General features: G+C 72.3%; 20 protein-coding genes and 2 pseudogenes. 10 read left to right on the top strand and 12 right to left on the bottom strand.

Annotated features, from left to right (window positions below; genetic code table 11):
• Positions 1 to 224: 224 nt before the first annotated feature.
• The 3 genes from HAV40_RS20745 to HAV40_RS20735 all read right to left on the bottom strand — a co-directional run bounded on the left by HAV40_RS20745 (position 225) and on the right by HAV40_RS20735 (position 4,851).
• The gene (locus HAV40_RS20745; protein ID WP_166383753.1) at positions 225 to 1,922 is read right to left on the bottom strand and encodes a nitrite/sulfite reductase; all 1,698 of its coding nucleotides are present in this window, start codon (positions 1,920 to 1,922) and stop codon (positions 225 to 227) included.
• A 343-nt stretch (positions 1,923 to 2,265) separates the two neighbouring features.
• Positions 2,266 to 3,792, bottom strand: a complete 1,527-nt coding sequence (locus tag HAV40_RS20740) for a sensor histidine kinase (protein ID WP_166383751.1) — start codon at positions 3,790 to 3,792, stop codon at positions 2,266 to 2,268.
• Between the two features lie 24 nt (positions 3,793 to 3,816).
• Entirely contained in the window at positions 3,817 to 4,851 is a 1,035-nt protein-coding gene (locus tag HAV40_RS20735) for an SIS domain-containing protein (protein WP_166384131.1), read from the bottom strand.
• A 254-nt stretch (positions 4,852 to 5,105) separates the two neighbouring features.
• On the opposite strand from HAV40_RS20735, the gene HAV40_RS20730 reads away from it, so the two are divergent.
• On the top strand, positions 5,106 to 6,938 hold the full coding sequence (locus tag HAV40_RS20730; protein WP_203671518.1) for a tetratricopeptide repeat protein: 1,833 nt from the start codon (positions 5,106 to 5,108) through the stop codon (positions 6,936 to 6,938).
• Positions 6,939 to 7,005: 67 nt separating this feature from the next.
• On the opposite strand, the gene HAV40_RS20725 is transcribed toward HAV40_RS20730, so the two are convergent.
• A complete protein-coding gene (locus HAV40_RS20725; protein WP_166384129.1) occupies positions 7,006 to 8,520 on the bottom strand; it encodes an MDR family MFS transporter in 1,515 nt (504 codons plus the stop codon).
• 218 nt (positions 8,521 to 8,738) lie between these two features.
• Between HAV40_RS20725 and HAV40_RS20720 the strand changes: the two genes are divergently transcribed.
• Entirely contained in the window at positions 8,739 to 9,317 is a 579-nt protein-coding gene (locus HAV40_RS20720; protein WP_166383749.1) for a TetR/AcrR family transcriptional regulator, read from the top strand.
• Here HAV40_RS20720 and HAV40_RS20715 read toward each other — a convergent pair.
• Together HAV40_RS20715 and HAV40_RS20710 are read right to left on the bottom strand one after the other, a co-directional pair.
• The gene (locus HAV40_RS20715) at positions 9,314 to 9,814 is read right to left on the bottom strand and encodes a GNAT family N-acetyltransferase (RefSeq protein WP_166383747.1); all 501 of its coding nucleotides are present in this window, start codon (positions 9,812 to 9,814) and stop codon (positions 9,314 to 9,316) included. The two genes, HAV40_RS20720 and HAV40_RS20715, sit on opposite strands and share 4 nt — an antisense overlap.
• A gap of 14 nt (positions 9,815 to 9,828) precedes the next feature.
• Positions 9,829 to 10,044: a biotin/lipoyl-binding carrier protein gene (locus tag HAV40_RS20710; RefSeq protein WP_166383745.1), complete on the bottom strand. Its 216-nt coding sequence runs from the start codon at positions 10,042 to 10,044 to the stop codon at positions 9,829 to 9,831.
• Between the two features lie 129 nt (positions 10,045 to 10,173).
• Between HAV40_RS20710 and HAV40_RS39220 the strand changes: the two genes are divergently transcribed.
• The 3 genes from HAV40_RS39220 to HAV40_RS20700 are packed head-to-tail and all read left to right on the top strand — an operon-like array spanning position 10,174 to position 13,196.
• Positions 10,174 to 10,248, top strand: a complete 75-nt coding sequence (locus HAV40_RS39220; protein WP_120321693.1) for a 50S ribosomal protein bL37 — start codon at positions 10,174 to 10,176, stop codon at positions 10,246 to 10,248.
• A gap of 42 nt (positions 10,249 to 10,290) precedes the next feature.
• Complete coding sequence (locus tag HAV40_RS20705; protein WP_203671520.1) at positions 10,291 to 11,352, top strand: ATP-binding protein; 1,062 nt, start codon at positions 10,291 to 10,293, stop codon at positions 11,350 to 11,352.
• The gene (locus HAV40_RS20700) at positions 11,349 to 13,196 is read left to right on the top strand and encodes a vWA domain-containing protein (protein WP_409364980.1); all 1,848 of its coding nucleotides are present in this window, start codon (positions 11,349 to 11,351) and stop codon (positions 13,194 to 13,196) included. Before HAV40_RS20705 ends, HAV40_RS20700 begins: the two co-directional genes overlap by 4 nt.
• Positions 13,197 to 13,239: 43 nt before the next feature.
• On the opposite strand, the gene rsrA is transcribed toward HAV40_RS20700, so the two are convergent.
• The 5 genes and pseudogenes from rsrA to HAV40_RS20675 form a co-directional block, all read right to left on the bottom strand.
• Positions 13,240 to 13,518: a mycothiol system anti-sigma-R factor gene (rsrA, locus tag HAV40_RS20695; protein WP_166383743.1), complete on the bottom strand. Its 279-nt coding sequence runs from the start codon at positions 13,516 to 13,518 to the stop codon at positions 13,240 to 13,242.
• Complete coding sequence (locus tag HAV40_RS20690; RefSeq protein WP_166383741.1) at positions 13,515 to 14,351, bottom strand: sigma-70 family RNA polymerase sigma factor; 837 nt, start codon at positions 14,349 to 14,351, stop codon at positions 13,515 to 13,517. Before HAV40_RS20690 ends, rsrA begins: the two co-directional genes overlap by 4 nt.
• Before the next feature lie 119 nt (positions 14,352 to 14,470).
• Positions 14,471 to 15,142 carry an alpha/beta hydrolase family protein gene (locus tag HAV40_RS20685; protein WP_239086479.1) on the bottom strand — a complete coding sequence of 224 codons (672 nt, stop codon included), beginning with the start codon at positions 15,140 to 15,142 and terminating at the stop codon, positions 14,471 to 14,473.
• A 199-nt stretch (positions 15,143 to 15,341) separates the two neighbouring features.
• Positions 15,342 to 15,689, bottom strand: a pseudogene (locus HAV40_RS20680) (WhiB family transcriptional regulator); the annotation flags it as partial.
• 179 nt (positions 15,690 to 15,868) lie between these two features.
• Positions 15,869 to 16,555: an SOS response-associated peptidase gene (locus tag HAV40_RS20675; protein ID WP_166383739.1), complete on the bottom strand. Its 687-nt coding sequence runs from the start codon at positions 16,553 to 16,555 to the stop codon at positions 15,869 to 15,871.
• Positions 16,556 to 16,732: 177 nt separating this feature from the next.
• On the opposite strand from HAV40_RS20675, the gene aroA reads away from it, so the two are divergent.
• A complete protein-coding gene (gene aroA, locus HAV40_RS20670; protein WP_166383737.1) occupies positions 16,733 to 18,019 on the top strand; it encodes a 3-phosphoshikimate 1-carboxyvinyltransferase in 1,287 nt (428 codons plus the stop codon).
• 49 nt (positions 18,020 to 18,068) lie between these two features.
• Complete coding sequence (rsgA, locus tag HAV40_RS20665) at positions 18,069 to 19,064, top strand: ribosome small subunit-dependent GTPase A (RefSeq protein WP_203671538.1); 996 nt, start codon at positions 18,069 to 18,071, stop codon at positions 19,062 to 19,064.
• Here rsgA and HAV40_RS20660 read toward each other — a convergent pair.
• Positions 19,049 to 19,327, bottom strand: coding sequence for a DUF2087 domain-containing protein (locus HAV40_RS20660; protein WP_166383733.1), 279 nt, complete (start codon positions 19,325 to 19,327; stop codon positions 19,049 to 19,051). The genes rsgA and HAV40_RS20660 overlap by 16 nt on opposite strands.
• Before the next feature lie 143 nt (positions 19,328 to 19,470).
• Here HAV40_RS20660 and hisN point away from each other — a divergent pair, with 143 nt between their 5' ends.
• The 3 genes and pseudogenes from hisN to HAV40_RS20645 all read left to right on the top strand — a co-directional run bounded on the left by hisN (position 19,471) and on the right by HAV40_RS20645 (position 23,243).
• Positions 19,471 to 20,274, top strand: coding sequence for a histidinol-phosphatase (gene hisN / locus HAV40_RS20655; RefSeq protein ID WP_166383731.1), 804 nt, complete (start codon positions 19,471 to 19,473; stop codon positions 20,272 to 20,274).
• Between the two features lie 106 nt (positions 20,275 to 20,380).
• Positions 20,381 to 21,175 (top strand): annotated as a pseudogene (locus HAV40_RS20650) (hypothetical protein); the annotation flags it as partial.
• A gap of 658 nt (positions 21,176 to 21,833) precedes the next feature.
• Positions 21,834 to 23,243, top strand: coding sequence for a DUF1254 domain-containing protein (locus HAV40_RS20645; RefSeq protein WP_203671522.1), 1,410 nt, complete (start codon positions 21,834 to 21,836; stop codon positions 23,241 to 23,243).
• The last annotated feature ends 13 nt before the right edge of the window (positions 23,244 to 23,256 follow it).

Below are 23,256 nucleotides of genomic sequence, written 5' to 3'. Positions count from 1 at the left end.
TCTTCAGCGCGAAAACCCTGCGGCATGCTCGGCACTCCCACTGCCCGTGTGTGCTGGCGGGCTCTGCGTCCTCGTTCTCGGGACCCGCGTGCGGCCGGAGGAAGGCCTCCTCGCCGCAGAACGGGCAGTAGTACGGCACCGCGCGTTGGCTGCCGTCGGAGCTCATAGCGCCGCCTCCGGCGTCGCCAGGAGCCGAACGGCGCCCCTGCGCCCGCTCCGCTCGCTCATCGGAGTTCTTCCTCGTCCACCCGCAGCACCCATTCCGCGAACGGCTCGGTCGCGTCCTTGCGGCCGTCGAGGTAGCGGCGGGCGAGGCGCTCCGCGTACTCGGGCAGCTCCGCGGCGGTGGTCTTGAGACCGCGCAGCTTGCGACCGAAGTTCGGGTTCTGCCCCTGGGCCATGCTCAGGCCGCCGCCCAGGTGCACCTGGAAGCCCTCGACCATCGTGCCGTCGGGGCCGGGGACCAGCTGGCCCTTGAGCCCGATGTCGGCGACCTGGGTGCGGGCGCAGGCGTTCGGGCAGCCGTTGACGTTGATCGAGATCGAGCCGTCGATCCGGCCGATGGTGCGCTCCAGGTGGTCGATGGTGCGCGCGGCGGTCGCCTTGGTCTCGACGATGGCGAGCTTGCAGTACTCGATGCCGGTGCAGGCCATCGTGTCGCGCCGCCAGGACGACGGCCGGGCCTGCAGCCCGATCGCGTCCAGCGCCGTGATCAGCGACTCGACGCGGTCCTCGGCGACGTCGAGCACCAGCAGCTTCTGGTACGGCGTGAGCCGCACCCGCCCCGAGCCGTGCGCCTGCGCGATGTCGGCGACCTGCGCCAGCACCGTGCCGCTGACCCGGCCCGCGACGGCCGCCGCGCCGACGTAGAACTTCCCGTCGCGCTGGCGGTGCACGCCGATGTGGTCGATCGGGTGCTCGGGCAGTTCCGGCGCGGGGCCGTCGACCAGCTTGCGGCCGAGGAACTCGTCCTCCAGGATCTGCCGGAACTTCGCCACGCCCCAGTCGGCGACCAGGAACTTGATGCGCGCCCGCGCGCGCAGGCGGCGGTAGCCGTAGTCGCGGAACAGGCGGGCGACGGCGGCGTACACCTCGGCCACCTCGGACAGCGGCACCCAGGCGCCCAGGCGCTGGGCCAGCATCGGATTGGTGGACAGGCCGCCGCCGACCCAGAGGTCGAAGCCGGGCCCGTGCTCCGGGTGCACCACCCCGAGGAACGAGATGTCGTTGGCCTCGTACGGCACATCGGCCAGCCAGGACACCACGGACTTGAACTTGCGGGGCAGATTGGACAGCGCCGGGTCGCCGATGTACTTCTCGACGATCTCGTCGATGGCCGGGGTGCCGTCGAGCACCTCGTGCTCACTGATCCCGGCGACCGGGCTGCCGAGCACCACGCGCGGGGTGTCGCCGCAGGCCTCCGTCGTGGACAGGCCGACGGCCTCGATCTCGCGCCAGATCGCCGGCACGTCCTCGACGCGCACCCAGTGCAGCTGGATGTTCTGCCGGTCGGTGATGTCGGCGGTGTCGCGGCCGTACTTGCTGGACACGTTCGCGATGGCGCGCAGCTGGGCCAGGTCGAGCTGGCCGCCGTCGACGCGGATGCGGAGCATGAAGTACTCGTCGTCGAGCTCGTGCGGCTCCAGCACCGCGGTGCGGCCGCCGTCGATCCCGGGCTTGCGCTGGGTGTACAGGCCCCACCAGCGCATCCGCCCGCGCAGGTCGGCGGGGTCGATGGAGGCGAAGCCGCCGTGGGCGTAGATGTTCTCGATCCGGGCCCGCACGTTCAGGCCGTTGTCGTCCTTCTTCGTGCGCTCGTTCGGGTTGAGGGGCTCGCGGTGCCCGAGCGCCCACTGACCCTCGCCACGCGGTTTGCGCGCGGCCCGTCCCGGGGTTGGCGTGCTTGCTGCCGGTGCTGCCATCGCAGCGTCCTCCTGTAGTCCAGTGGAGCGAGGACGCGCCTATGCGCCAGCGCCGCGACAGAGCGGCGAATTCAAGAACATGAATGTCCCCGGCGCGTATGCGCGCCCGGGTTTCGAAAAAACAGACGGGCGCGGATCAGCCAGCCGGACAGATGGCGCTGCGCACGCGGCCGAAGTCGATGTGGCGGCGGGCGGTGAGCCCGAGCCCCATCAAGCGGCGGCTGGCAGCGGCGGTCATGGTGTCACTTTCTCACGGCGGGCAGGCCCGTGCCAATCACCGGCCGCGTTACGTCCCACATATTGACGCGGAGGTGACGCAGATCGCTCTTTGTTAAAAGGGGAATCAACGGTCACGTTTCGCCAGCGGCACGAACAGCAGGGCCTCCGTGCCGCCCTCGGCCCGGTTGCGCAGTTCGATGGTGCCCCGCAGCTCACCGGTGGTCAGCGTACGGATGATCTGCAGGCCGAGGCGCTTGTTCGTGGTCGGGTCGAAGTCCTCGGGCAGGCCCCGGCCGTTGTCGGCGACCACCACGTGCAGCTCCCGCTTGGCCCGGTTGACATGCACGACCACCTCGGCACCGTCGGCGACCTTGCCCTCCAGCGAGTCGAAGCCGTGCTCGACGGCGTTGAGCAGCAGCTCGTTGAGCACCATGACCAGCGGGGTGGCGATCTCGGCGGGCAGCACGCCGAAGGTGCCCTCGCGGCGGGTGCGCACCGGCGACTCCGGCGAGGCGACCTCGGCGGCCGCGTTGGCGACCCGGTCGACGATGCCGTCGAACTCGACCGCCTCGTCGGCGGACATGGCCAGCGTCTCGTGCACCAGCGCGATGGAGGCGACCCGGCGCACCGACTCCTCCAGCGCGGCCCGCGCCTCCGGGTGGTTGACCCGGCGGGCCTGCAGGCGCAGCAGGGCGGCCACGGTCTGCAGGTTGTTCTTCACCCGGTGGTGGATCTCCCGGATGGTGGCGTCCTTGGTGATCAGCGCGCGGTCCCGGCGCTTGACCTCGGTGATGTCGCGGACCAGCACCAGCGCGCCGATGGGCACGCCTGCGGGCATCAGCGGCAGCGCCCGGCTGAGCACGGTCGCGGTGCGCGCCTCGATCTCCTTGCGCGGCGGGGCGTCCCCGCGCAGCGCGCCCAGGATGCGGTTGCTGGCCTCCGAGCCCTCCAGCGGGTCCTCGGCGAGCCGGTTGAACAGCGCGGCCAGGTCCTCGCCGACCAGGTGGGCCGAGAAGCCGAGGCGGCGGATGGCCGACTGCGCGTTGGGCGAGGCGTAGGTGACCTTGCCGCTGCCGTCCAGCCTGATCAGGCCGTCACCGACGCGCGGGGCCGAGGTGGTCTCACCCGGGTGGCGCACCGACGGGAAGGTGCCGTCGGCGATCATCTGCGCCAGGTCGTCGGCCGTGGTCAGATAGTTCAGTTCGAGCTGGCTGGGCGTACGCGCGGTGGACAGGTTGGTGTCCCGGCCGACGACGGCTATCACCGGCCCGGCCTCGCCGTCCTCGCCGCGCAGGCGCACCGGGATGGCCTCGTGCCGGGCCGGGGTGTCGCCGTACCAGACGGGGTCGCCCTCGCGCCAGATGCGGCCCTGCTCGCGCGCGACGCCCAGGTGGGCCACCTCCGCGCCGCTGGAGATGCGCCCCACCTGGTCGTCCTGGTATGCCGTCGGCGCGGTGGTCGGCCGCACCTGCGCGACGCAGAGGAAGGACAGGCCCGCGCTCGGATCGCCCTCGACCGGCACCCACAGCAGCAGGTCCGCGAAGGAGAGATCGGAGATCATCTGCCAGTCGCCGGCGAGCCGGTGCAGGTGGTCGATGTCGACCGGGCCGAGCGAGGTGTGCTCCTCGACCAGTTCACGCAGCGTTGACACGCAGTCAGCCTCTCACGGCGCGTGTCACAGCGTGGCGGTGACCTTCTTCAGGCCGCGGGGCGCGTCGGGGTCCTCGCCGCGGGCGAGCGCGAGGGAGAGGGCGAGCTGCTGCAGCGGCAGGATCTCCAGCAGCGGGGCGTAGCGCTCGTCGACGGCGGGCACGGTCAGCAGGGCCTTCGCTCCGGGCACCGCCTCGGGGCCGACCGTGACCACGTCCGCGCGGCGCTCGTCGAGGCGGGTCAGCACCTCGCGCATCGCCTGGCCGCCGAGCCCCGCGCCGACCATGGCCAGCACCGGCACGTCCGGGTCGGTCATCGCGAGCGGGCCGTGCAGCAGGTCCGCGCCGGAGAACGCGAGCGCGGGCAGGTACGAGGTCTCCATCAGCTTGAGCGCGGCCTCGCGGGCCGACGGGTAGGCGTAGCCCCGGCCGGTGGTGACCATCCGCGCCGCGAACCGGTAGCGCGCGGCGATGTCGGTCGCGGTGGTGTCGGCGAGCGTGCGGGTGGCCAGCTCGGGCAGCGCGGACAGGGCCGCGTGCTCGTCGGCGGGCAGCACGCCGTCGCCGGCGCGTACGCCCTCGATCAGCATCAGCAGCGCCATCAGCTCGGCGGTGTAGGTCTTGGTCGCGGCGACCGCGCGCTCGTGCTCGGCGGCGACGTCCACGGACAGCTCGGCGGTCTGCGCCAGCGCCGAGGAGGGGTTGTTGGTCACCGCGAGGGTGAGCGCGCCGGACGCGCGGGCTACCCGCAGCACCTCGGCCAGGTCGGGCGAGCCGCCGCTCTGCGAGACGCCGATGACCAGGGCGTGCGACAGGTCGGGGCGGGCGCCGAAGACGGTGATCGCGCTCGGCGAGGCCAGCCCGGCGGGCAGCCCGAGCCGGATCTCGGTGAGGTAGGCGGCGTACAGGGCGGCGTGGTCGGAGGTGCCGCGCGCGGTGAACACGACGTGCTGCGGACGGCGTTCGGCGATCACCTTCGCGACCTTCGCGATGGCTCCGGCGTGGGCCGGTTCCAGCAGGGTCGCGTACACCTCCGGCTGCTCGGCGATGTCGGCTGCCATTCCGGTGCCACGCTGGGCCATCTCTGTCTCCTACCACTTCGCCCTGGAGTGCTGCGCGATACAGCTCGTACAGTGCGCAGTCTTGCACGTTAATGCTCGCTCTAGCAACACTGCGCGCACAAATGAGCAGGGGCACACAGCGCGGCCGACCGGCTCTAGCCTGTCCGTGCCGGACCACGGCCCGACGGCGCGCCACCGCTCACGCGGTCGCTCCCGCAGGGACCCCCACGTGCTCCGCGGACCGAGGAGATCACGTGGCCGACGGCGTCAACGACCCGCACCAGGAGGCGCTGGGCGAACTCGCCCTGGCCGGCCTCGCCCTCGACGAGCACGACCTGGACCACGCGGTCAGCCACCTGTCGGTGGCCCTGGCCCACGAACCCGGCCTGCCCGAGGCCCACGAGCTGCTGGCCAAGCTGGCGGCCCGGTCCGACGACGGCGGGCTGGCGCTGTTCCGCCCCGGCGAGCGCGCGCCGGTGGGCCGCGTCGTCGCGTTCGCGCACGTGCTGGCCCGGCATGGCGGCCACGCCGACGCGCTCAGCCTGCTGGCCCAGGCGACCGTGCACGATCCGAGCCGCGCCTGGGCCGACGTCAGCTGGGTGCAGGCCCTGGACGCGCGGCTGGTCCCGGCCGACCGGCTGGTGCGGGTGCTGCTGGCGGTGCTCGGCGCGCTGCCGGACCCCGCACCCGCGCCGATCGCCGCCGCGACCCGGCCCTACCTGGCGCTGGCCGAGCGCGCGCTGACCGCGTACCCGCAGGACGCGCTGCTGCACGGGGCGGCCTCCGGGGTGGCCCGGCGGCTGCGCGAGGTGCCGCTCGCGCTGCGCTGGGCCCAGCGCGGGGTCGAACTGGAGTCGAGCAAGCTGACCGAGATGTGGTGGGGCAACGCGCTGCGCGCCGACGGCCAGCTGTCCGCCGCGGTCCAGGCCATGCGCGCGGCGCAGCGGCACGACCCGGCGGACCTGTCGGTCACCTCGGACCTCGCGCTGTGGCTCACCGAACTCGGCCACACCGCCGAAGCGCTCGAACTCATCGAGCAGGCCCTGGTCCGGGACCCGTCGTACGACTGCGCCGTGCACACCGCGCACCGGCTGCGCTTCCAGTCCGACGGCGACCCGGACCACCTGGTCGCGCTGGCCGACTTCATGCGATCCACCACCGACGCCAGCCACGAGCACCACGACCTGCAGCACTGCTGTGACGGGCTGCCGTGGCTGGGTTACGTGCCCGCGGCCGTCGAGGCCTGCGTCAACGCGCTGCGCCGTACGACCGACGAGCAAAGGACCCATCCGGGCGAGCTGGGGCTGTCCTCGATGGAGTCGCCCAGCGCGCTGGCCCTGCTGAGGCGGGCCTGGCCGGGACTGGCCATCGCGGCGGCCGAGCCGCGTCCGCCGGACCCGCGCGTGGCGCTGCGGCCGGGGATCAGGCTGTGGGACTTCGACGGCACCCGGCCGTCGCCCGCGCTGGAGCCGCCCGCTCCGCACGCCGCCCGGGAGGTCGCGGGCATGCTGCCGCTGGGCTGGGCGCCGCCGCCGATGGTGTACGACATGGCGGTGCGGCTGTCCGGGGTGCCGGTCGACGAGCTGCTCGCGGCGCTGGTGCATCCGCCGACGCCGACGGTCGAGACCGATCCCGACCGGGTGTCGGTGCCGGAACGGCAGTTGCAGGTGTGGGCCTGCGTCGGCCTGCTGCACCACCGCACCGCCGAGCCGTGGGCGGCCTCGACCCGGCGGCGGCTGCTGGTGGAGATCGTCTTCGGTGCGGAGGACTGGACCACCGAGGCAGCCCTGTACGCGCTGGTCACCGCCGCCTGGGTGGACCCCGCGTGCCGGGCCGACGTGGCCGAGCTGGTCGCGGCACGGCTGCGGGCGCTGCTGGACGCCCGGCGCACCCGCGCGGTCACCATCGCGGCGTCGGTCGCCCAGCTCGCCTTCATCACCCCCGGCATGCCCGCCGACGTGCGCGCGCTCGCCCGGGAGCTGGCCCAGGACCAGTGGCCCGCCTCCGCGACGTACGCGCCGGGCCTGGCCGCTCCCCTGCCCCGCCCTCGCCGCTCCTGGCTGGACCGGCTGCTCGGCCGCGGCTGAACACGGGCGAGGCCCCGTCCCGCTGCGGATGCAGCCGGACGGGGCCTCGCTCAGCGGGATCCGCGGATCAGTCGACGGCCACCAGCGGGCGGTGCGCCTGCTCGCCGTCGGTCAGCGCCTCGGAGCCGCGCAGCGGGACCTCCTTGATGAACCAGGCCGCGACCGGGACGAGGATCGCGAAGCCCAGCGCCCACCAGAACAGACCCGAGGTGGCGTACGCGATGCCGTGCAGCACCGCCTCCTTGATCGGCGGGGGCAGCAGCTCCAGCTTGTCGGGCTGCAGGGCGCCGACGTCGGTCGCCATGCCGCCGGCCGGGGTGCCCGCCGGCATCGCGCTGGACAGGTCGTCCTTGAGCCGGTTGACGAAGACGGCGCCGAAGATCGAGACACCGAACGAGCCGCCGATGGAGCGCACGAACGTCGCCGTCGAGCTGGACACGCCCAGGTCCTTCTGGTCCACGCTGTTCTGCGCGATCAGCATGGTGGTCTGCATCAGGAAGCCCATGCCCACGCCGAGCACGACCATGTAGATCGAGGACTCGGTGATGGAGGTGTCGACGTCGAGGCGGGTCAGCAGGAACATCGCCAGCGCCAGCGTGATGCCGCCCAGGATCGGGAACATCCGGTACCTGCCGGTCTTGGTGATGGTGCGGCCGGCCACGATCGAGGTGACCATCATGCCGAGCATCATCGGCAGCAGCAGCAGGCCGCTGTTGGTGGCCGACGCGCCCTGCACGGTCTGGATGTAGAGCGGCAGGAACGAGATCGCGCCGAACATCGCGAAGCCGACCATGAAGCCGATCACCGAGACCAGGCTGAAGTTGCGGTTGCGGAAGATGCCCAGCGGCAGGATCGGCTCGGCGACCCGCGTCTGCGTCCACAGGAACAGGCCGACCATGACCACGCCCAGCACGGCCATGCCGATGATCTCCTTGGAGCCCCAGGCGTACTTGTTGCCGCCCCAGGTGGTGATCAGCACGAGCGCGGTCACGCCGACGCTCAGCAGCGCCGCGCCCAGCCAGTCGATGCGGTGCTCGGTCCGGTACTTCGGCAGGTGCAGCGTGGTGGCCAGGACGAACAGCGCGATGCCGCCGATCGGCAGGTTCACGTAGAAGGCCCAGCGCCAGTCGAAGTGGTCGGTGATGACGCCGCCGATGAGCGGTCCGCCGATCATCGCGACACCCATGATCGCGGCCATCATGCCCTGGTACTTGCCGCGCTCGCGCGGGGAGACGAGGTCACCGATGATCGCCATCGCGCCGACCATCAGACCGCCGGCACCCAGGCCCTGCAGGGCGCGGAAGGCGATGAGCTGGTTCATGCCCGACTCGGGCATGATCTCGCCGGCCGCGCCGGACAGCGCCGAGCCGACGAGGAAGATGATGATCGAGACCAGGAAGATGGTCTTGCGGCCGTACAGGTCGCCCAGCTTGCCCCAGATGGGGGTCGAGATCGTGGTGCCCAGCACATAGGCCGTGACCACCCACGAGAGCTTGTCGAGGCCGCCCAGCTCGCCGACGATGCGGGGCATCGCGGTGCCGATGATCATGTTGTCGAGCATCGCCAGCAGGATGGCCAGCATCAGGCCGGGCAGCACTACCCGGAGATTCGGCTTGGGGATTTCAGGGGAGGACGTCCGGTCCTGGACTGTGGTCACGGGGGCTCCACTCGTTCACCGGTACGCTTACCTGCCGCCCGGCTAGAATATTTACTAGCCGTACGGTAAGTTCCCTACTTGCCGGCCGTCAAGTTAGTTCGTGCGTCCGGATGACGGTGTGGTCTACGTAACACGGAGCAGTGATGAACGAGCCCGCGACCAGCAGTGCCGAGGCCCGGCCCGACACCCGTGCCCGCATCCAGACCGTCGCCCTGGACCTGTTCACCGAGCAGGGATACGACGCCACCTCGCTGCGCGAGATCGCGGAGAGCCTCGGCGTGACCAAGGCCGCGCTCTACTACCACTTCAAGAGCAAAGAGGAGATCGTCGACAGCTTCAGCGCCGACCAACTCGTCAAGCTCAGCCGGATCGTGGAGTGGGCCCGCAGCCAGCCGGACCACCGCTCGACGGAGTTCCGGCGCGAGCTGCTGCAGCGCTACGCCCAGGAGCTGTACACCGGCCGGTACTCCAAGGTCATGCAGTTCTTCCACCAGAACCAGCCAGCCTTCAAGAACGCTCCGGCCGGGGCCAAGATGCGCCAGGCGATGATGGACCTGATCGGCCTGCTGGTCGAGCCCGAGTCGACGCCGACCGCGAAACTGCGCGCGGGCATGGCCGTGCTCGCCATCAACACCAGCTGGTTCCTGCTGCGCGACACCGACATCAGCGACGAGGACCTGCGCGAGGCGGCCATGGAGGTCGCCTTCGACCTGCTCCGCTAACCGAGCGGGTAGCGCAGGCCCAGCAGGACGACATCGGGCTGCGGCGTCCAGTCCAGCTCGGGCGCGGGCACGAAACCCATCCGGGCGTACAGGCGGCGCGCGTCGGCCGCGAAGTCGCGTACGCAGATCACGACGCTGCGGCAGCCCAGCTCGCGCGCCCGGTTCAGGCAGGCCCGCGCCAGCGCCTCGCCGACGCCCCGGCCCTGGGCCAGCGGCGACACGGCGAGCATGCGGAACTCCGCCTCGCCCTCGGTGGCCAGCTCGGCCAGCGGGCTGCCGGGCAGCGCGAAGGTGACCGAGCCGAGCACCGCCCCGGTGGCCTCGTCAACGGCGACCAGCAGCTCGGCCTGCGCCGCGCGGGCGGCGGCGTCGCGCAGGGTCGGCTCGTACGGGTGGTCCTCACGGGTCTGCCCGTCGCCACGGTAGGCGGCGACGGACAGCGCGCCGACCGCGTCGTGGTCGGCGGGGGTGGCCGGGCGGACGTGGATCTCGGTCATGCCCGGTGAGGCTACTACTCGATGACGGCGATCAGGTCGCCCTCCTGGACGACGTCGCCCTCGTTGACAGCGATCTTGGAGACCACGCCGTCGGATTCGGTGATGACCGGGATCTCCATCTTCATCGATTCGAGGATGACCAGGGTGTCGCCCTCGGACACCTCGTCCCCCGCCGCCGCGACGACCTTCCACACGTTGGCCACCATCTCGGCCTTGATCTCCTCGGCCATCGCCGGGCCCCTTCCTTGGATCGCAAGCAGGACGTTCCGTATCCAATCACGGAGCGCCTGGACAGCGCCGATCAACCTGCGCATAGGATCTGAGGCTGCGAACCGCCGAAGACGGAAGGGGTGTTCACCATGGGTAAGAAGGCCCGTAAGAAGAAGGCTCGTAAGGGCTCGAAGGCCAACCACGGCAAGCGACCCAACGCCTAATCACGTTGCCGGAGTGCACGGCGGGGCGGATCATTTCCCGCCGTGCACTCCGCGCTGACGCTCACCCCGGCCCAACTGCCCGACCTGCTGCTGCACGTCGCGGTGGTCCGGCCTGTCTTCGTCTGGGGCGCGCCGGGCATCGGCAAGAGCTCCCTGGTCCGCGCCTTCGCCGACTCGCTGGGCCTGCCCTGTGTCACCCTGGTCGGCACCCAGCTCGCCGCCGAGGACCTGATCGGCGTCCCGGAGCTGCGCGACGGCCGCAGCCGCTTCGCGCCGCCGGAGTCCATCGCCCGCGCCGAGCCGTACTGCCTCTTCCTCGACGAGCTCAACGCCTCCAGCCCCGACGTGCAGAAGGCGTTCTACTCGCTCATCCTCGACCGCCGCATCGGCGAGTACGAGCTGCCCGCGGGCTCGATCGTGATCGGCGCGGGCAACCGGGCCACCGACAACGCGCTCGCCCGCCCGATGGCGTCCGCCCTGGTCAACCGCCTGCTGCACCTGCACCTGCGGGCCTCGGCGGTGGACTGGCTGGACTGGGCGGCGGGCGCGGGCATCCACCCGTGGGTGCTCGACTACCTCACCCAGCGCCCCGACCACCTGTGGGTGCAGCCGCCGAAGACCGAGGAGCCGTTCTCCACCCCGCGCGCCTGGCACATGCTGTCCGACGCGCTGCACTCCTACGGCGACGACATCGTCGAGGACACGCTGCGCCTGCTGGCGGGCGGCACGCTCACCCCGGCGCACGCGTCGGGCTTCTGCGCGTACGTCAAGACGGTCCGCCACCGCTACGGCCTGGACGCGATCGTGCGCGGCGACGCCTCCTGGCCGCGCGCCGCCACTGACCGTGACCTGCTGTTCTTCTTCGCCGAGGCGTTCCGGGCCCGGCTGGTCCACGACCTGCCGGACAGCCGCGAGCACGCGAGCCGGGCCGTACGCGACTTCGCCATGCGCGCCAAGGGCCTGCTGGTCGAGCTGGCCGAGATCTCGCTGGAGTGCGCGCAGCTCGTCGTCGCCGCCGACGCCGAGGGCCGCCCGGTGCTGCCCGCCTGGTTCCTGGTGGAGGTGACCCGCGACCTGCCCCGGCTGGTCGCGGCCCGCACGTGAGCCGACGCGGCGGCACGCAGCGCAAGGACCCTCGGCGGGAGGCCTTCCAGGCCGCCGCGCACACCGTCTTCTCGCGGCGCATGTTCCGGACCATGGACGACTCGTCGCACCACGGCCGGGTGCTGCGCAGCACCTGGGCCGAGGACGCCGAGCTGGGCCGGGCCCGGGGCTGGGCGCGGGTGCGTTCCGACGGCCTCATCACGGTCAACCGCAACGCCCCCGCCGAGCCGGCCGAGTGGATGTGGGTGCTCGCGCACTGCGCGCTGCACCTCGGCTTCGGGCACCTGGAGCCGGGCCGGACCGCCGACCATGCCGCACAGGCGGCGGCCTGCCTGGCGGTGACCCGGTTCCAGCAGCAGTTGCGTATCGGCACGCCGCCGTTCGCCGTGCCCGCCGAGCTGCCCGGCACCGACGAGGACCGGCTGGCCGCGCTGTGGCGCGACACCGGCGTGCCCGCCGAGTACGCCGCGCTGGGCTGCGGGGGCGCGTCCCCCGACCAGCATCTGGAGTTCGCTCCGGAGCCGGAGACCGGGCGCTGGGCACGGCAGGCCGCCGCGGCGACCCCGCCGCCGACCTGGCCGGAGCTGTTCGCCGTCGGGCTGGCCGCCGCCGCGACCGAGGCGGTCGAGGAGGCCGGGCAGCAGCGGCCGCGCGGGGACCGCGAGCTGGGTCCCGACCACCCGTGGGAGCAGGCACGGCGCTGGTTCGTGTCGTCGTACCCGCTGCTCGGTGCGCTGGCGGCGGGTTTCACGATCGTCGCCGACGCCGAGCTGGCGCGCACCTGGCAGATCTCCGTCGCGGCCGTCGACGCGGCTGCGGGCGAGATCTACGTGAACCCGCTGCACCGCATGTCCGGGCCGGAGCGCCGGTTCGTGCTCGCGCACGAGATGCTGCACGCCGCGCTGCGCCACGGGCAGCGGGTCGGCCCGCGCGACCCGTACCTGTGGAACGTCGCCGCCGACTACGTGATCAACGGCTGGCTGGTGCAGATGGGCGTCGGGGAGATGCCCGACGACGTGCTCTACGACCCGGCGCTCAAGGACCACTCCGCCGAGGAGGTGTACGACCTCATCACCGCCAACCTGCGCCGTTACCGCAAGCTGGCCACGCTGCGCGGGCGCGGGCTGGGCGACATGATCGACCGGCCGATCCCCGGCGCGGGCGAGGCGCGGCGGGCGGGCGACGTCGACGACTTCTGCCGCCGGGCGCTGATCGGCGGGCTGGCCCATCACGAGCAGCACGGCCGTGGCCTGCTGCCCGCCGGGCTGGTCGCCGAGATCCGGGTGCTGGAGCACCCGCCGCCGCCCTGGGACGTGCAGCTGGCGCAATGGTTCGACCGCTACTTCGCACCGCTGGAGCCGACCCGCTCGTACGCCCGCGCCTCCCGCCGCCAGGCGTCGGCCCCGGACATCCCGCGGCCGGGCAGGGTGCGGCCCGAGCTGGTCGAGCGGCAGCGCACGTTCGGGGTCGTGCTGGACACCTCGGGTTCGATGAGCACCGAGCTGATGGGCCGGGCGCTGGGCGCGATCGCGTCGTACGCGCTGGCCCGTGACGTGCCCGCGGCGCGGGTGGTGTTCTGCGACGCGGCCGCCTACGACGCGGGCTACCTGCCGGTCGAGGACATCGCGGGGCGGGTGAAGGTGCGCGGCCGGGGCGGCACCGAACTGCAGCCCGGTATCCGGCTGCTGGAACGGGCCGAGGACTTCCCCGCCGACGGGCCGATCCTGATCATCACCGACGGCGACTGCGACGTGCTGCGGGTGCGCCGCGAGCACGCGTACCTGATGCCCGAGCGGGCCCGGCTGCCGTTCACCCCGCGCGGGGACGTCTTCCGCCTGCGCTGAGCACGACGAAGGCTCCGCCGTCCGGCGGAGCCCCGATCGTTCGTCAGCCCATCTCGCGGGTGGCCTCGACCTCGACCACGAGTTCGGAGAGCTTGGCCCGGAGCCGGTCCCGCAGTTCCGCGGGCGCCTGCTCCTGCCCGCAGCACCGGTTCACCAGCGCCTTGACCTCCTGCTCGATGCCGAACTCGCGCAGGCACGGCGAGCACTCGTCGAGATGCTGCTTGATCAGTGAGCGGCGGTCGTCAGAGCATTCGAGGTCGAGGTAGAGGTATACCTCGGTGAGCACCTCGCGGCAGTCGCCGTCCTCGTGTTCCGTCGTCATGACGCCTCCCGAGCGCTGGTCGTGCCCGAGAACCCGCGCTCCGCGGCATAGCCCTCCAGGAGCTTGCGCAGGTTGCGCCGGCCGCGGTGCAGCCTGGACATCACGGTGCCGATCGGCGTGTTCATGATGTCCGCGATCTCTTTATAGGAGAAGCCTTCCACGTCGGCGAGGTACACCGCCAGGCGGAACTCCTCCGGCAACGTCTGCAGCGCGTCCTTGACGTCGCTGTCGGGCAGCCGGTCCAGCGCCTCGGTCTCGGCCGAGCGCAGCCCCTGGGAGGTGTGCGACTCCGCCTCCGCCAGCTGCCAGTCGGTGATCTCGTCCGTGGGCGCCTGGATGGGCTGCCGCTGCCTCTTGCGGTACGAGTTGATGAAGGTGTTCGTGAGGATGCGGTAGAGCCACGCCTTGAGGTTCGTGCCGTCCTCGAACTGGTGGAAGGCGGCGTATGCCTTCAGGAAGGTCTCCTGGAGGAGGTCCTCGGCGTCGGCCGGGTTACGCGTCATCCGCAGGGCGGCCGCGTAGAGCTGGTCGAGGAAGGGCATCGCGTCCCGCTCGAAGCGGGAACGACGCTCTTCGACGCTGTCGGTGCTGGTCAACCGCGAGACCACCCTCGGAGTACGCTCTTGCCGCGGCTCCTTGACAGCGGACCGCAGCGCTGAGGCTGACTCTACCGATGCCAGGTGCACCCGCGGGGCGGGCACCGCGGTAATGCCTGATGCCGCGTCGTCGTCCAGCGCCGCCGGCCACGCGGGAGCGGACAGCAGCCGCTCCACGGTCTTCAGCACCGGATCGTCGCCCGACCGCGTCAGGCAGCGCGTTCCCGTCCGCACCATCGACCCACCTCTCGCCGGGGCCGGACGCTTCCGGCCACCCGCGGTCTGTAACGCCACGCGACGGCTGTCGCATTCCGCGGGACACTCGGGGCAGTGGCGACCGTCACGTCCGCTCGCCGCTACCGGGCCCAGCCATGGGCGCGCAGCCATCCGGCCACGGCCCGGCCGACGGTGTCCGGCGCTTTGCGCAGGTCGTGCCGCTCCCCGGGAAGGACAACGATCTCGACCCCCGGTGCGGCACCGGGCACGCCGAACGGATCGGCGGAGCCGTTGACGACGAGCGTCGGCAGACCGGTGTCCAGCTCCGGAGCCCGGCTGCGGTCCGGCTTGCCCGGCGGGTGCAGGGGGAACGCCAGTGCCACGATGCCGGCCGCGCCGACCGTTGCGGCGGTGCGGCATGCGACCCGCGCCCCGCTGGAGCGGCCGCCGACGATCAGCGGCACCCCCGGAAAGCGCTCGGTGAGCAGGTCGGCGACCGTGCACCAGGCCTCGTCGAGGTGCCCGGCGGGTGCGGGCGCACGTCGGCCCGCGACCCGGTAGGGCTGGGTGACCAGGGCCACCGCCACGCCTGCGGCGACCGCGGCGTCGTGCACCGCGACCAGGTCGGGCGCGTCCACGCTGCCGCCGGCTCCGTGCCCGAGCACCAGCAGCGCGGCCGGGGCGGCTGGCGTGCCCGCCCCGGCCTGCTGTCGCGCTTCGTCACCGGTGCGCCCGGCCGCGTCGCCGGGCATGGTGACGGCTACCCGTGCCGGGCCGCGCCCGGTCTCGACCGTTTCCGTGCCACTTCGCATACCGCGATCATGCGGCGTGCGCGTGCTCCCTGGTCAGCAGGGGCAGGGTTTGCAGCGCGGTGTCGCGTTCCGCCTCGCCCAGCGTGCACAGGGCGAGTTCGGCGCGGGACTGGGTGGGGATGCGCGGCAGTTGCCGCGTCACCCCGGCCGCCCGCTGTGGCGGGGCGAGCTGTCCGGCCGAGACCACCAGGTCCGGCTGCGGCCCGTACGTCGTGTACGGCATCTCCTCCTGCTGCTCCTCGGTGCGCCAGGCGACGAGCATGGCCCGCCGCTCGCGTGCGGTCGTGCCGCCCCAGACTCCGTGGCAGTCGCCGACGCTGAGCGCCCAGGCCAGGCAGGCCCCCGACACCGGACACCTTCCGCACAGCTGGACGGCCGTGTCGGCCGGCTCCAGCGGTGCCGGAAAGAACGTCTCCGGGTCGACGGCCTGGCAGGCACCTCTGGTGCGCCAGGCGTTGTCATGCCGCTCCCGCACGGCCCGCACCAAGCGCGGGTCCCTGCGAGCAGCGGCGACTTCGTGCGGGCGTGGAATACGCGCGCGGGTCATCCACCCACCTCCCCCGTGGGTCGGTCCCCCCGCCCCCGGCGGGAGGATCCGGCTCAGACAGACGGTGACGCGCGGCACTGCCGCTTACCACCGACGCTGTGTCTTACCGCACGGTAGAAGAACGAGGCAAGGGTTTACCCGCAAATTCGTGGCGCAAACTAACACGATCCAGTGCAAAATCAGAACAGACTGACCTGTGTGTCCGGCTCCGCGAGCCGCCTGGTCAATTCAGGACCATCGTTGCGTACGTTGCCGACCGCCGCGCCCACCGGACGGATCTCCAGACCGGACAGGTATCCCGGTCCCGGCGGCGCGAGCAGTTCCGGATCGGCCGGGCCGGTCAGCCACGCCTCCCACAGCTCGGGCTCCAGCAGCAGCGGCATGCGGTCGTGCACCCGGGCCAGCTCACCCTGCGCCGCCGTGGTGATGATGGTGCAGCTCAGGCCGAACTTCGACGCCGTCCACAGGCCCGCGAAAGCGAGCCCCCGCCCCGCGGCCGGGTCGGTCATGTAGTACGCCTGCTTGCCGCTCTCGGTGCGCACCCACTCGTACCAGCCGTCCGCGGGCACGATGCAGCGCTTCTTCGCGAACGACGGCGCGAACACACGGGAGGTGGCCAGCGTCTCGGCTCGCGCGTTGATCAGCTTGAGCCCGGTGCGCGGATCGTCGGCCCACGGCGGCACCAGACCCCACCGCGCCAGGCTCAGCACCCGGGCCTCCCGCGTCGCGCAGACGCGCACGATCGGGGCCGGGTCGGTGGGCGCGAGGTTGTAGTCCGGGGCAAGCGATTCCGCGGTCTCGTCCTCGGCCGCGAACAGCTGAGTCAGATCCGCCGCCGTACGTGTCGTCGCGTACCGCCCACACATGGCGCCCACCATACGCCGGTTCGCGCCGGCGGCCCGTCCCCGGCGGCCCGCGCAGGACGGCGCAATACCGAGGGTCCCCCGTCGGCGGTCATCAGGCAGACTGTGAGGCGTAACCGAACGCAGTGAGCAGACCACGCGCGGCCGATCCGCCGCCGACCAGCGCAGCGAGGAGCAGGTGTGAGCAGAGCACTCGTGCCGTGGACCGCGCCGACCGCGGTCGATGCGACCGACGCTGTCGTACGCCTGCCCGGTTCGAAGTCCATCACCGCCCGGGCGCTGGTGCTGTCCGCGCTCGGCATGGGGCCGTCGACGCTGCTGGCCCCGCTGCGCGCCCGCGACACCGAACTGATGGCCGCCGGGCTGCGCGCGCTCGGCGCGCACGTGTCCACCTCCGACGACGAGCGCTGGGAGATCCGGCCGCGTCCGCCGGTCGGGCCCGCGCACGTCGACGTCGGCCTGGCGGGCACCGTGATGCGCTTCCTGCCGCCGCTGGCCACGCTGGCCGACGGCCCGATCACCTTCGACGGCGACCCCCGCGCCCGGCAGCGCCCGCTCGGGCCGCTGCTCAAGGCCCTGCGCGAGCTGGGTGCGACGATCGACGCGTCGAGCATCGACGGCATGCCGCTGACCGTGCACGGCAAGGGCGGGCTGCGCGGCGGCGAGGTCGCCGTCGACGCCTCGCTGTCCAGCCAGCTCATCTCCGGCCTGCTGCTGTCCGGGGCCGACTTCGACGAGGGCGTCACCGTGCGCCACACCGGCGACAACCCGGTGCCCAGCGCCCCGCACCTGCGGATGACCGTGCAGATGCTGCGCGCCGCGGGCGCGGCCGTGGACGACTCGGCCCGCGACGTCTGGCACGTGGCCCCCGGCCGCCTGTCCGGGCGGGCCTGGCAGATCGAGCCGGACCTGTCCGGCGCGGCCCCGTTCTTCGGGGCGGCACTGGTCACCGGCGGCAGCGTCACCCTGGCCGGCTGGCCGCGCAGCAGCGTGCAGCCGGTGGACAAGGTCCGCCAGCTGCTCGGCGCGCTGGGCGGCACGGTCACCCTGTCCGAGCACGGCCTGACCGTCACCGGCACCGGCGAGATCCACGGCATCGACGCCGACCTGTCCGACGTGGGCGAGCTGACCCCGGTCGTCGCGGCACTGGCCGTGCTGGCCGACGGCCCGTCGACGCTGCGTGGCGTCGGGCACATCCGCACCCACGAGACCGACCGCCTGGCCGCCCTGGCCCGCGAGCTGACCGCGCTCGGCGCGCGGGTCACCGAGACCGCGGACGGGCTGTCCATCACGCCCGGCCCGCTGACCGGTGCGACCTTCGAGACCTACGACGACCACCGGATGGCGCACGCCGCCGCGGTCATCGGCCTGCGCGTGCCCGGGGTGCGGCTGACCGACGTGGCGTGTACCTCCAAGACGCTGCCCGAATTCCCGGCACTATGGAGCGCGGTGGTCGCCGGACGATGAGAGGCCTGCAGTGAAGAAGAAACGGGAGTACGACGAGGACGATGTGAAGGTGCGGGCCACCAAGTCGTCACGTTCGCGTCCCCGTACGCGGACCCGGCCCAAGCACGACGACGCCGTGACCGGCTTCGTGGTCGCCGTCGACCGGGGCCGCTACACCTGCGTGGTGCACGAGGGCAGGAAGGTCTTCGAGGTCACCTGCATGCGGGCCCGCGAACTGGGCCGCAAGTCGGTCGTGGTGGGCGACGAGGTCGGTCTGGTCGGCGACGTCACCGGCGATGTCGGCAGCCTGGCCCGGATCGTGCGGATCGAGGAGCGGCGCTCGGTGCTGCGGCGCACCGCCGACGACGACGACACCACCGCCGAGGGCCGCATCGAGCGGGTCGTGGTCGCCAACGCCGACCAGCTCGTGATCGTGAGCGCGCTGGCCGATCCGCCGCCGCGCGAGGGGTTCATCGACCGGTGCCTGGTCGCCGCGTACGCCGCCGACATCGAGCCGCTGCTGTGCCTGACCAAGGCCGACCTGGCCGGTCCGGAGCAGGTGATCAGCTACTACGCCGAGCTCGACCTCGACTACGTGCTGACCCGCCCCGACGGCGACCTCGACGAGCTGCGCGAGCGGCTGTCCGGGCGCCGCTCGGTGCTCGTCGGGCACTCCGGCGTCGGCAAGTCGACACTGGTCAACCGGCTCATCCCGGACGCGCGCCGGGCGGTCGGCGTGGTCAGCGCCATCGGCAAGGGGCGGCACACCTCGACCAGCGCGGTCGCGCTGCGGCTGCCGGACAAGCGCGAGTCGTGGATCATCGACACCCCGGGCGTACGCAGCTTCGGCCTGGCCCTGGTCTCCTCCGACGACCTGCTGCACGGCTTCCCCGACCTGGTCGAGGGCACCGTGGACTGCCCGCCCAACTGCGAGCACACCGGCGGCGAGTGCGCGCTGGACGCCTGGGTCGCGCAGGGCAAGGCCGACGCCCGGCGGCTGGCGTCGTACCGCCGCCTGCTGTCGTCCCGCGCGGGCGACACCGAGCCCGGTCAGACCTCGACGTAGCCGCCGGTGCGCCAGTACAGCCCGTCGGCGCGCGCCATCAGGCCCGTGTCGATCAGGTAGCGCCGCAGCGACACCCAGTCGGTCTCGTAGAACGCCCGCAGCACCGCGTCGACCTCGCGCTCGGGCATCTTCACCCCCGGCTCGAAGGCCGCCACGATGTGCTCCAGCAGCACCCGCCGCTTGCCCGCCTTCGCGGGCATCGAGGTCAGCCGCCCGTGTTCGTCGAGGAACGTCCGGAGCACCTTTTCCGGGTCAGCACCCATGACTCCTCCTTGCCGTGCCACGGGCGTGCACACCCGCTCATGCCCGTGAAATTACCCGCCCCGCCGTGATCCACGCGTTCTCATTTACGGCGGGTCCGCCAACCCGATACCTCGGCGGTGCGGAGATCCGATAAGTTCTCGCCATGGCCCGCTACTCGGACGACCTTGGGCTTGCCCACGTGCTGGCGGACACCGCCGACTCCATCTCCATGTCCCGGTTCAAGGCGCTCGACCTGTACGTGGAGAGCAAGCCCGACCTGACGCCCGTCTCGGACGCGGACACCGCGGTGGAGAAGGCGCTGCGCTCGACGCTGGCGCGCACCCGCTCGCGCGACGGCGTGCTCGGCGAGGAGTTCGGGGTCGCCGGTGGCACCGGCAACCGGCAGTGGGTCATCGACCCGATCGACGGCACCAAGAACTTCATCCGCGGCGTGCCGATCTGGGGCACGCTGATCGCGCTGATGGAGGGCGACGAGCCGGTCGTCGGCATGGTCTCCGCCCCGGCGCTGGGCCGCCGCTGGTGGGCCGCGCGCGGGCTGGGTGCCTTCGCGGGCCGCCACCAGGCCGCCGCCCAGCCGATCCGGGTCTCCGGCGTACGCCGCATGGCCGACGCGAGCTTCTGCTACTCCTCCCTGGACGGCTGGGAGCAGACCGGCCGCCTGGCCTCGGTGCTCGACCTGATGCGCAAGACCTGGCGCAGCCGGGCGTACGGCGACTTCTACGGCTACATGCTGCTCGCCGAGGGCGCGGTCGACATCATGATCGAGCCGGAGCTGATGCTCTGGGACATGGCGGCGCTGGTGCCGATCGTCACCGAGGCGGGCGGCAGCTTCACCGACCTGTCGGGGCGCAACGGCGCGGGCGGCGGCTCCGCGGTGGCCACCAACGGTCAGTTGCACGACGACGTGCTGGAACGGCTGAGCCCCGCCGGGCTTCGCGCACTGTAGTCACTCTCATTCACTCGGTGAAGTCGCCGGGCGGGTAGGGCGCTGCCGACCCCTAAGGGTCTAAGCTGCCAGGGTGGTGTCCTCTGGCTGGTGGTTCCTGGTGGCGATGATCGCCGCATACGGCATCGCCAACCTGCTGCAGTCCATCGCGGCGACACGCACAGCGACGACGGACACCCTTGATCCGGGCCTGCTGCTGCGCCTTTTCGGCAACTCGACGTACCTGCTCGGCCTCGGCTGTCAGATCCTCGGCTTCTTCCTCGCCCTCGGTGCGCGGCGCGATCTGCCGCTGTTCCTCGTCCAGTCGGCGGTCACCGCGGGCCTGTGCGTCACCGCCTTCGCCGGGGTCGCGGTGCTCAAGTGGAAGCTGCCGCTGGCCGAGGTCCTGCTCCTGCTGGCGGTCATGGCGGGCATCGGCATGCTGGCCGTGTCGGCCGAGCCCGGCCACGCCGAGCCGCTGGACGCCAAGGGCGTGATCTCGCTGGTTTTCGCGCTGGTCGCGATCGCCGGGGTGAGCGCGTTCGCGGGCAAGGTCAAGGGCGTGCTCGGCTCGGTGGTGCTCGGCTCGCTGGCCGGGCTCTGCTTCGCCTCGGCCGCCATCGCGGCCCGGCCGCTGGCCTCGGCGCAGACCATCGTCGAGTTCGGCCTGAACCCGCTGCTCTACCTGGTCATCGCGCACTCGCTCACCGGCCAGCTGCTGCTCGGCCTGGCCATGCAGCGCGGCTCCACCAACGCCGCCGTCGCCGCCATGGACGCCGCGGGCGCGGTGCCCGCCGCCGTGATCGGCATGCTGCTGCTGGGTGACAAGATCCGCCCCGGCATGTCCTGGGTCGCCGCGCTCGGCTTCGTCATCACCCTGGGGGCGGTGATCGCGCTCACCCGCTATGCCGAACCACAACACGACCTCGTCGCCGAACCGGTGCCACTACCGGTGCGGTTCAGCTCCGCCTCCGTGCCCGGTCTGCCCGAGCATCCGGCCCGCGGCGTGTTCCAGGTCCCCGGCGCGAGTGATCCCGCGCCGCGCACCGCGACGGTCCCCCTGCCCGGCCAGACCCCCGAACCGGAACCGGCCGGTGGCGCGTACGTGCCGGTCATGGTGCCGCTGTCCACGACGACCACCTCGCCCAAAGGTCCCGCCCCGGCCAACGGCCACACTGCCGGCGGCGGCACGAACGGGCACGCCACCGGCACCGGGCAGACCCCCGGCAACGGGTACGCCCCGAGCAACGGGCAGGTTGGCGGGCACGGCTCGGCCAACGGCCACGTGCCCGCGCCCGCAGCTCCTGAGCAGTCGATGCCCAGCACCGGCAACGGCTTCGCCGCGGGTGGCCCGCATGGCTACGGCCCGGCCGAGCAGGGACACGGCAACGGCCACCCGCCGGTGACCCTGCCCCACCCCGCCCGCCGCCCGCTCCCGGTCAACGCGGACTGAGCACCCGGCCCGGTCGCGTTCCACCCGCTGCGGTCCCCGCGCATCCTGGGCATAACCGGGACATCTCGCAAACTCTCTGCGTACCGTGCGATAAGGCGCGGCAGACGGCCGCGCGAGAGGTGCGCGCATGTCCATTCCGAAGGAGATCCTGGCCGCCATCGGCATGCCGGAGACGCTGGACACCCCGCTCGGCCAGTTCGCCTTCCCCGACGGCCTGCCCGCCGACGACAGCACCGACGGGCTCTACGACGCCCTGGACCTGATCCGCGCGGTCGAGGCGTTCCTGGTCGCCATGCCCGCCGCGTCGCTCGCCGCGATCCGGGCCGGACTGCGCAACGTCGGCGTCACCTCGGCCCGCCAGATCGGCATCACCGACCCGCGCTTCAACTCCACCAGCCTCTACCTGACCCCCAACACCGACACCACGTACGGCCACACCTTCCTCGACCTCGACACCGACGGGCCGACCGTGGTCGAGGTGCCGCCGAACGCGCTGTGCGTCGTCGACGACTTCTGGTTCCGCTACGTCACCGACCTCGGCCTGAGCGGCCCCGACCAGGGCGCGGGCGGCAAGTACCTGTTCCTGCCGCCGGACCACGAGGACGAGGTGCCCGACGGCTACTACGTCTTCCGCTGCCCGACCTTCACCAACTGGGCCATGTTCCGCGCCCTCGACGGTGTCGAGGCGATCCGGAGGATCCGGGTCTACCCGCTGTCCCAGGCCGCGTACCCGCCGCCGAACGAGTTCGTCAACCTCGCCGACCGGCCGCACAACACCGTGCACGCCAACGACGCGACCTTCTACGACGAGGTCGACGTGGTGATCCAGGAGGAGCCGCTGGACTCCCTGGATCCCGAACGCCGCGGCATCCTGGCCGGGATCGGCCTGGTCAAGGGCGACGTGTTCGGCCCCGACCAGCGTCTGCGCGCGATCCTCGCCAAGGCCGCCCCGCTGGCCGCCGGCATCGCCCGTGCGCTGGCGTTCCGGCCCCGCGACCCCGAGGCGTACTACTACCCCGACTCCTCGTGGAAGCGGCTGTTCATCGGCGGCAGCCACGAGTTCCTCCGCGAGGGCGCACGCCTGCTCGACGCCCGCGCGGCATTCCACTACCTCGCCACGGTCGTCACGCCCGCGATGGCGCAGTCCCCGGTGGGCACCGGCTCGGCGTACGCCTACACCGCCGAGGACGCCGACGGCCGGTGGCTCGACGGCGGGCACTCCTACCGGCTGCGCCTGCCCCGGCACGTCCCGGCGAAGACGTTCTGGTCGGTGTGCGTGTACGACTGCCAGACCCGCTCGCTGCTGGCCACCGACACCCCGTACCCGAGCCTGAGCAGCCTGTCCGGCACGGTCGTGGCCGAAGCCGACGGCAGCACCGAGGTCTGGTTCGGCCCTACGCCGCCGCCCGGCCGGGAGGCGAACTGGATCCAGACCGTGCCCGGCAAGCACTGGTTCACCTTCCTGCGCCTCTACACCCCGCTCCAGCCCTGGTACGACCAGACCTGGCGCCCCGGCGAGATCGAGCGGACCGGCTGATCCGACTACGACC

Origin of the sequence: Catellatospora methionotrophica (assembly GCF_011297335.1) — a bacterium.
Taxonomy (GTDB): Bacteria; Actinomycetota; Actinomycetes; order Mycobacteriales; family Micromonosporaceae; genus Catellatospora; species Catellatospora methionotrophica.
This window is presented reverse-complemented; position numbering and strand designations above follow the sequence as displayed.

What these genes read in the sequence shown, in the direction of transcription:
- HAV40_RS20745 (WP_166383753.1), bottom strand. Translation starts at nt 1,922, where the DNA reads ATGGCAGCACCGGCAGCAAGCACGCCAACCCCGGGACGGGCCGCGCGC.
- HAV40_RS20735 (WP_166384131.1), bottom strand. Translation starts at nt 4,851, where the DNA reads ATGGCAGCCGACATCGCCGAGCAGCCGGAGGTGTACGCGACCCTGCTG.
- HAV40_RS20725 (WP_166384129.1), bottom strand. Translation starts at nt 8,520, where the DNA reads ATGCTGGCCATCCTGCTGGCGATGCTCGACAACATGATCATCGGCACC.
- HAV40_RS20720 (WP_166383749.1), top strand. Translation starts at nt 8,739, where the DNA reads ATGAACGAGCCCGCGACCAGCAGTGCCGAGGCCCGGCCCGACACCCGT.
- HAV40_RS20715 (WP_166383747.1), bottom strand. Translation starts at nt 9,814, where the DNA reads ATGACCGAGATCCACGTCCGCCCGGCCACCCCCGCCGACCACGACGCG.
- HAV40_RS20710 (WP_166383745.1), bottom strand. Translation starts at nt 10,044, where the DNA reads ATGGCCGAGGAGATCAAGGCCGAGATGGTGGCCAACGTGTGGAAGGTC.
- rsrA (WP_166383743.1), bottom strand. Translation starts at nt 13,518, where the DNA reads ATGACGACGGAACACGAGGACGGCGACTGCCGCGAGGTGCTCACCGAG.
- HAV40_RS20690 (WP_166383741.1), bottom strand. Translation starts at nt 14,351, where the DNA reads ATGGTGCGGACGGGAACGCGCTGCCTGACGCGGTCGGGCGACGATCCG.
- HAV40_RS20685 (WP_239086479.1), bottom strand. Translation starts at nt 15,142, where the DNA reads ATGCGAAGTGGCACGGAAACGGTCGAGACCGGGCGCGGCCCGGCACGG.
- HAV40_RS20675 (WP_166383739.1), bottom strand. Translation starts at nt 16,555, where the DNA reads ATGTGTGGGCGGTACGCGACGACACGTACGGCGGCGGATCTGACTCAG.
- HAV40_RS20660 (WP_166383733.1), bottom strand. Translation starts at nt 19,327, where the DNA reads ATGGGTGCTGACCCGGAAAAGGTGCTCCGGACGTTCCTCGACGAACAC.
- hisN (WP_166383731.1), top strand. Translation starts at nt 19,471, where the DNA reads ATGGCCCGCTACTCGGACGACCTTGGGCTTGCCCACGTGCTGGCGGAC.
- HAV40_RS20645 (WP_203671522.1), top strand. Translation starts at nt 21,834, where the DNA reads ATGTCCATTCCGAAGGAGATCCTGGCCGCCATCGGCATGCCGGAGACG.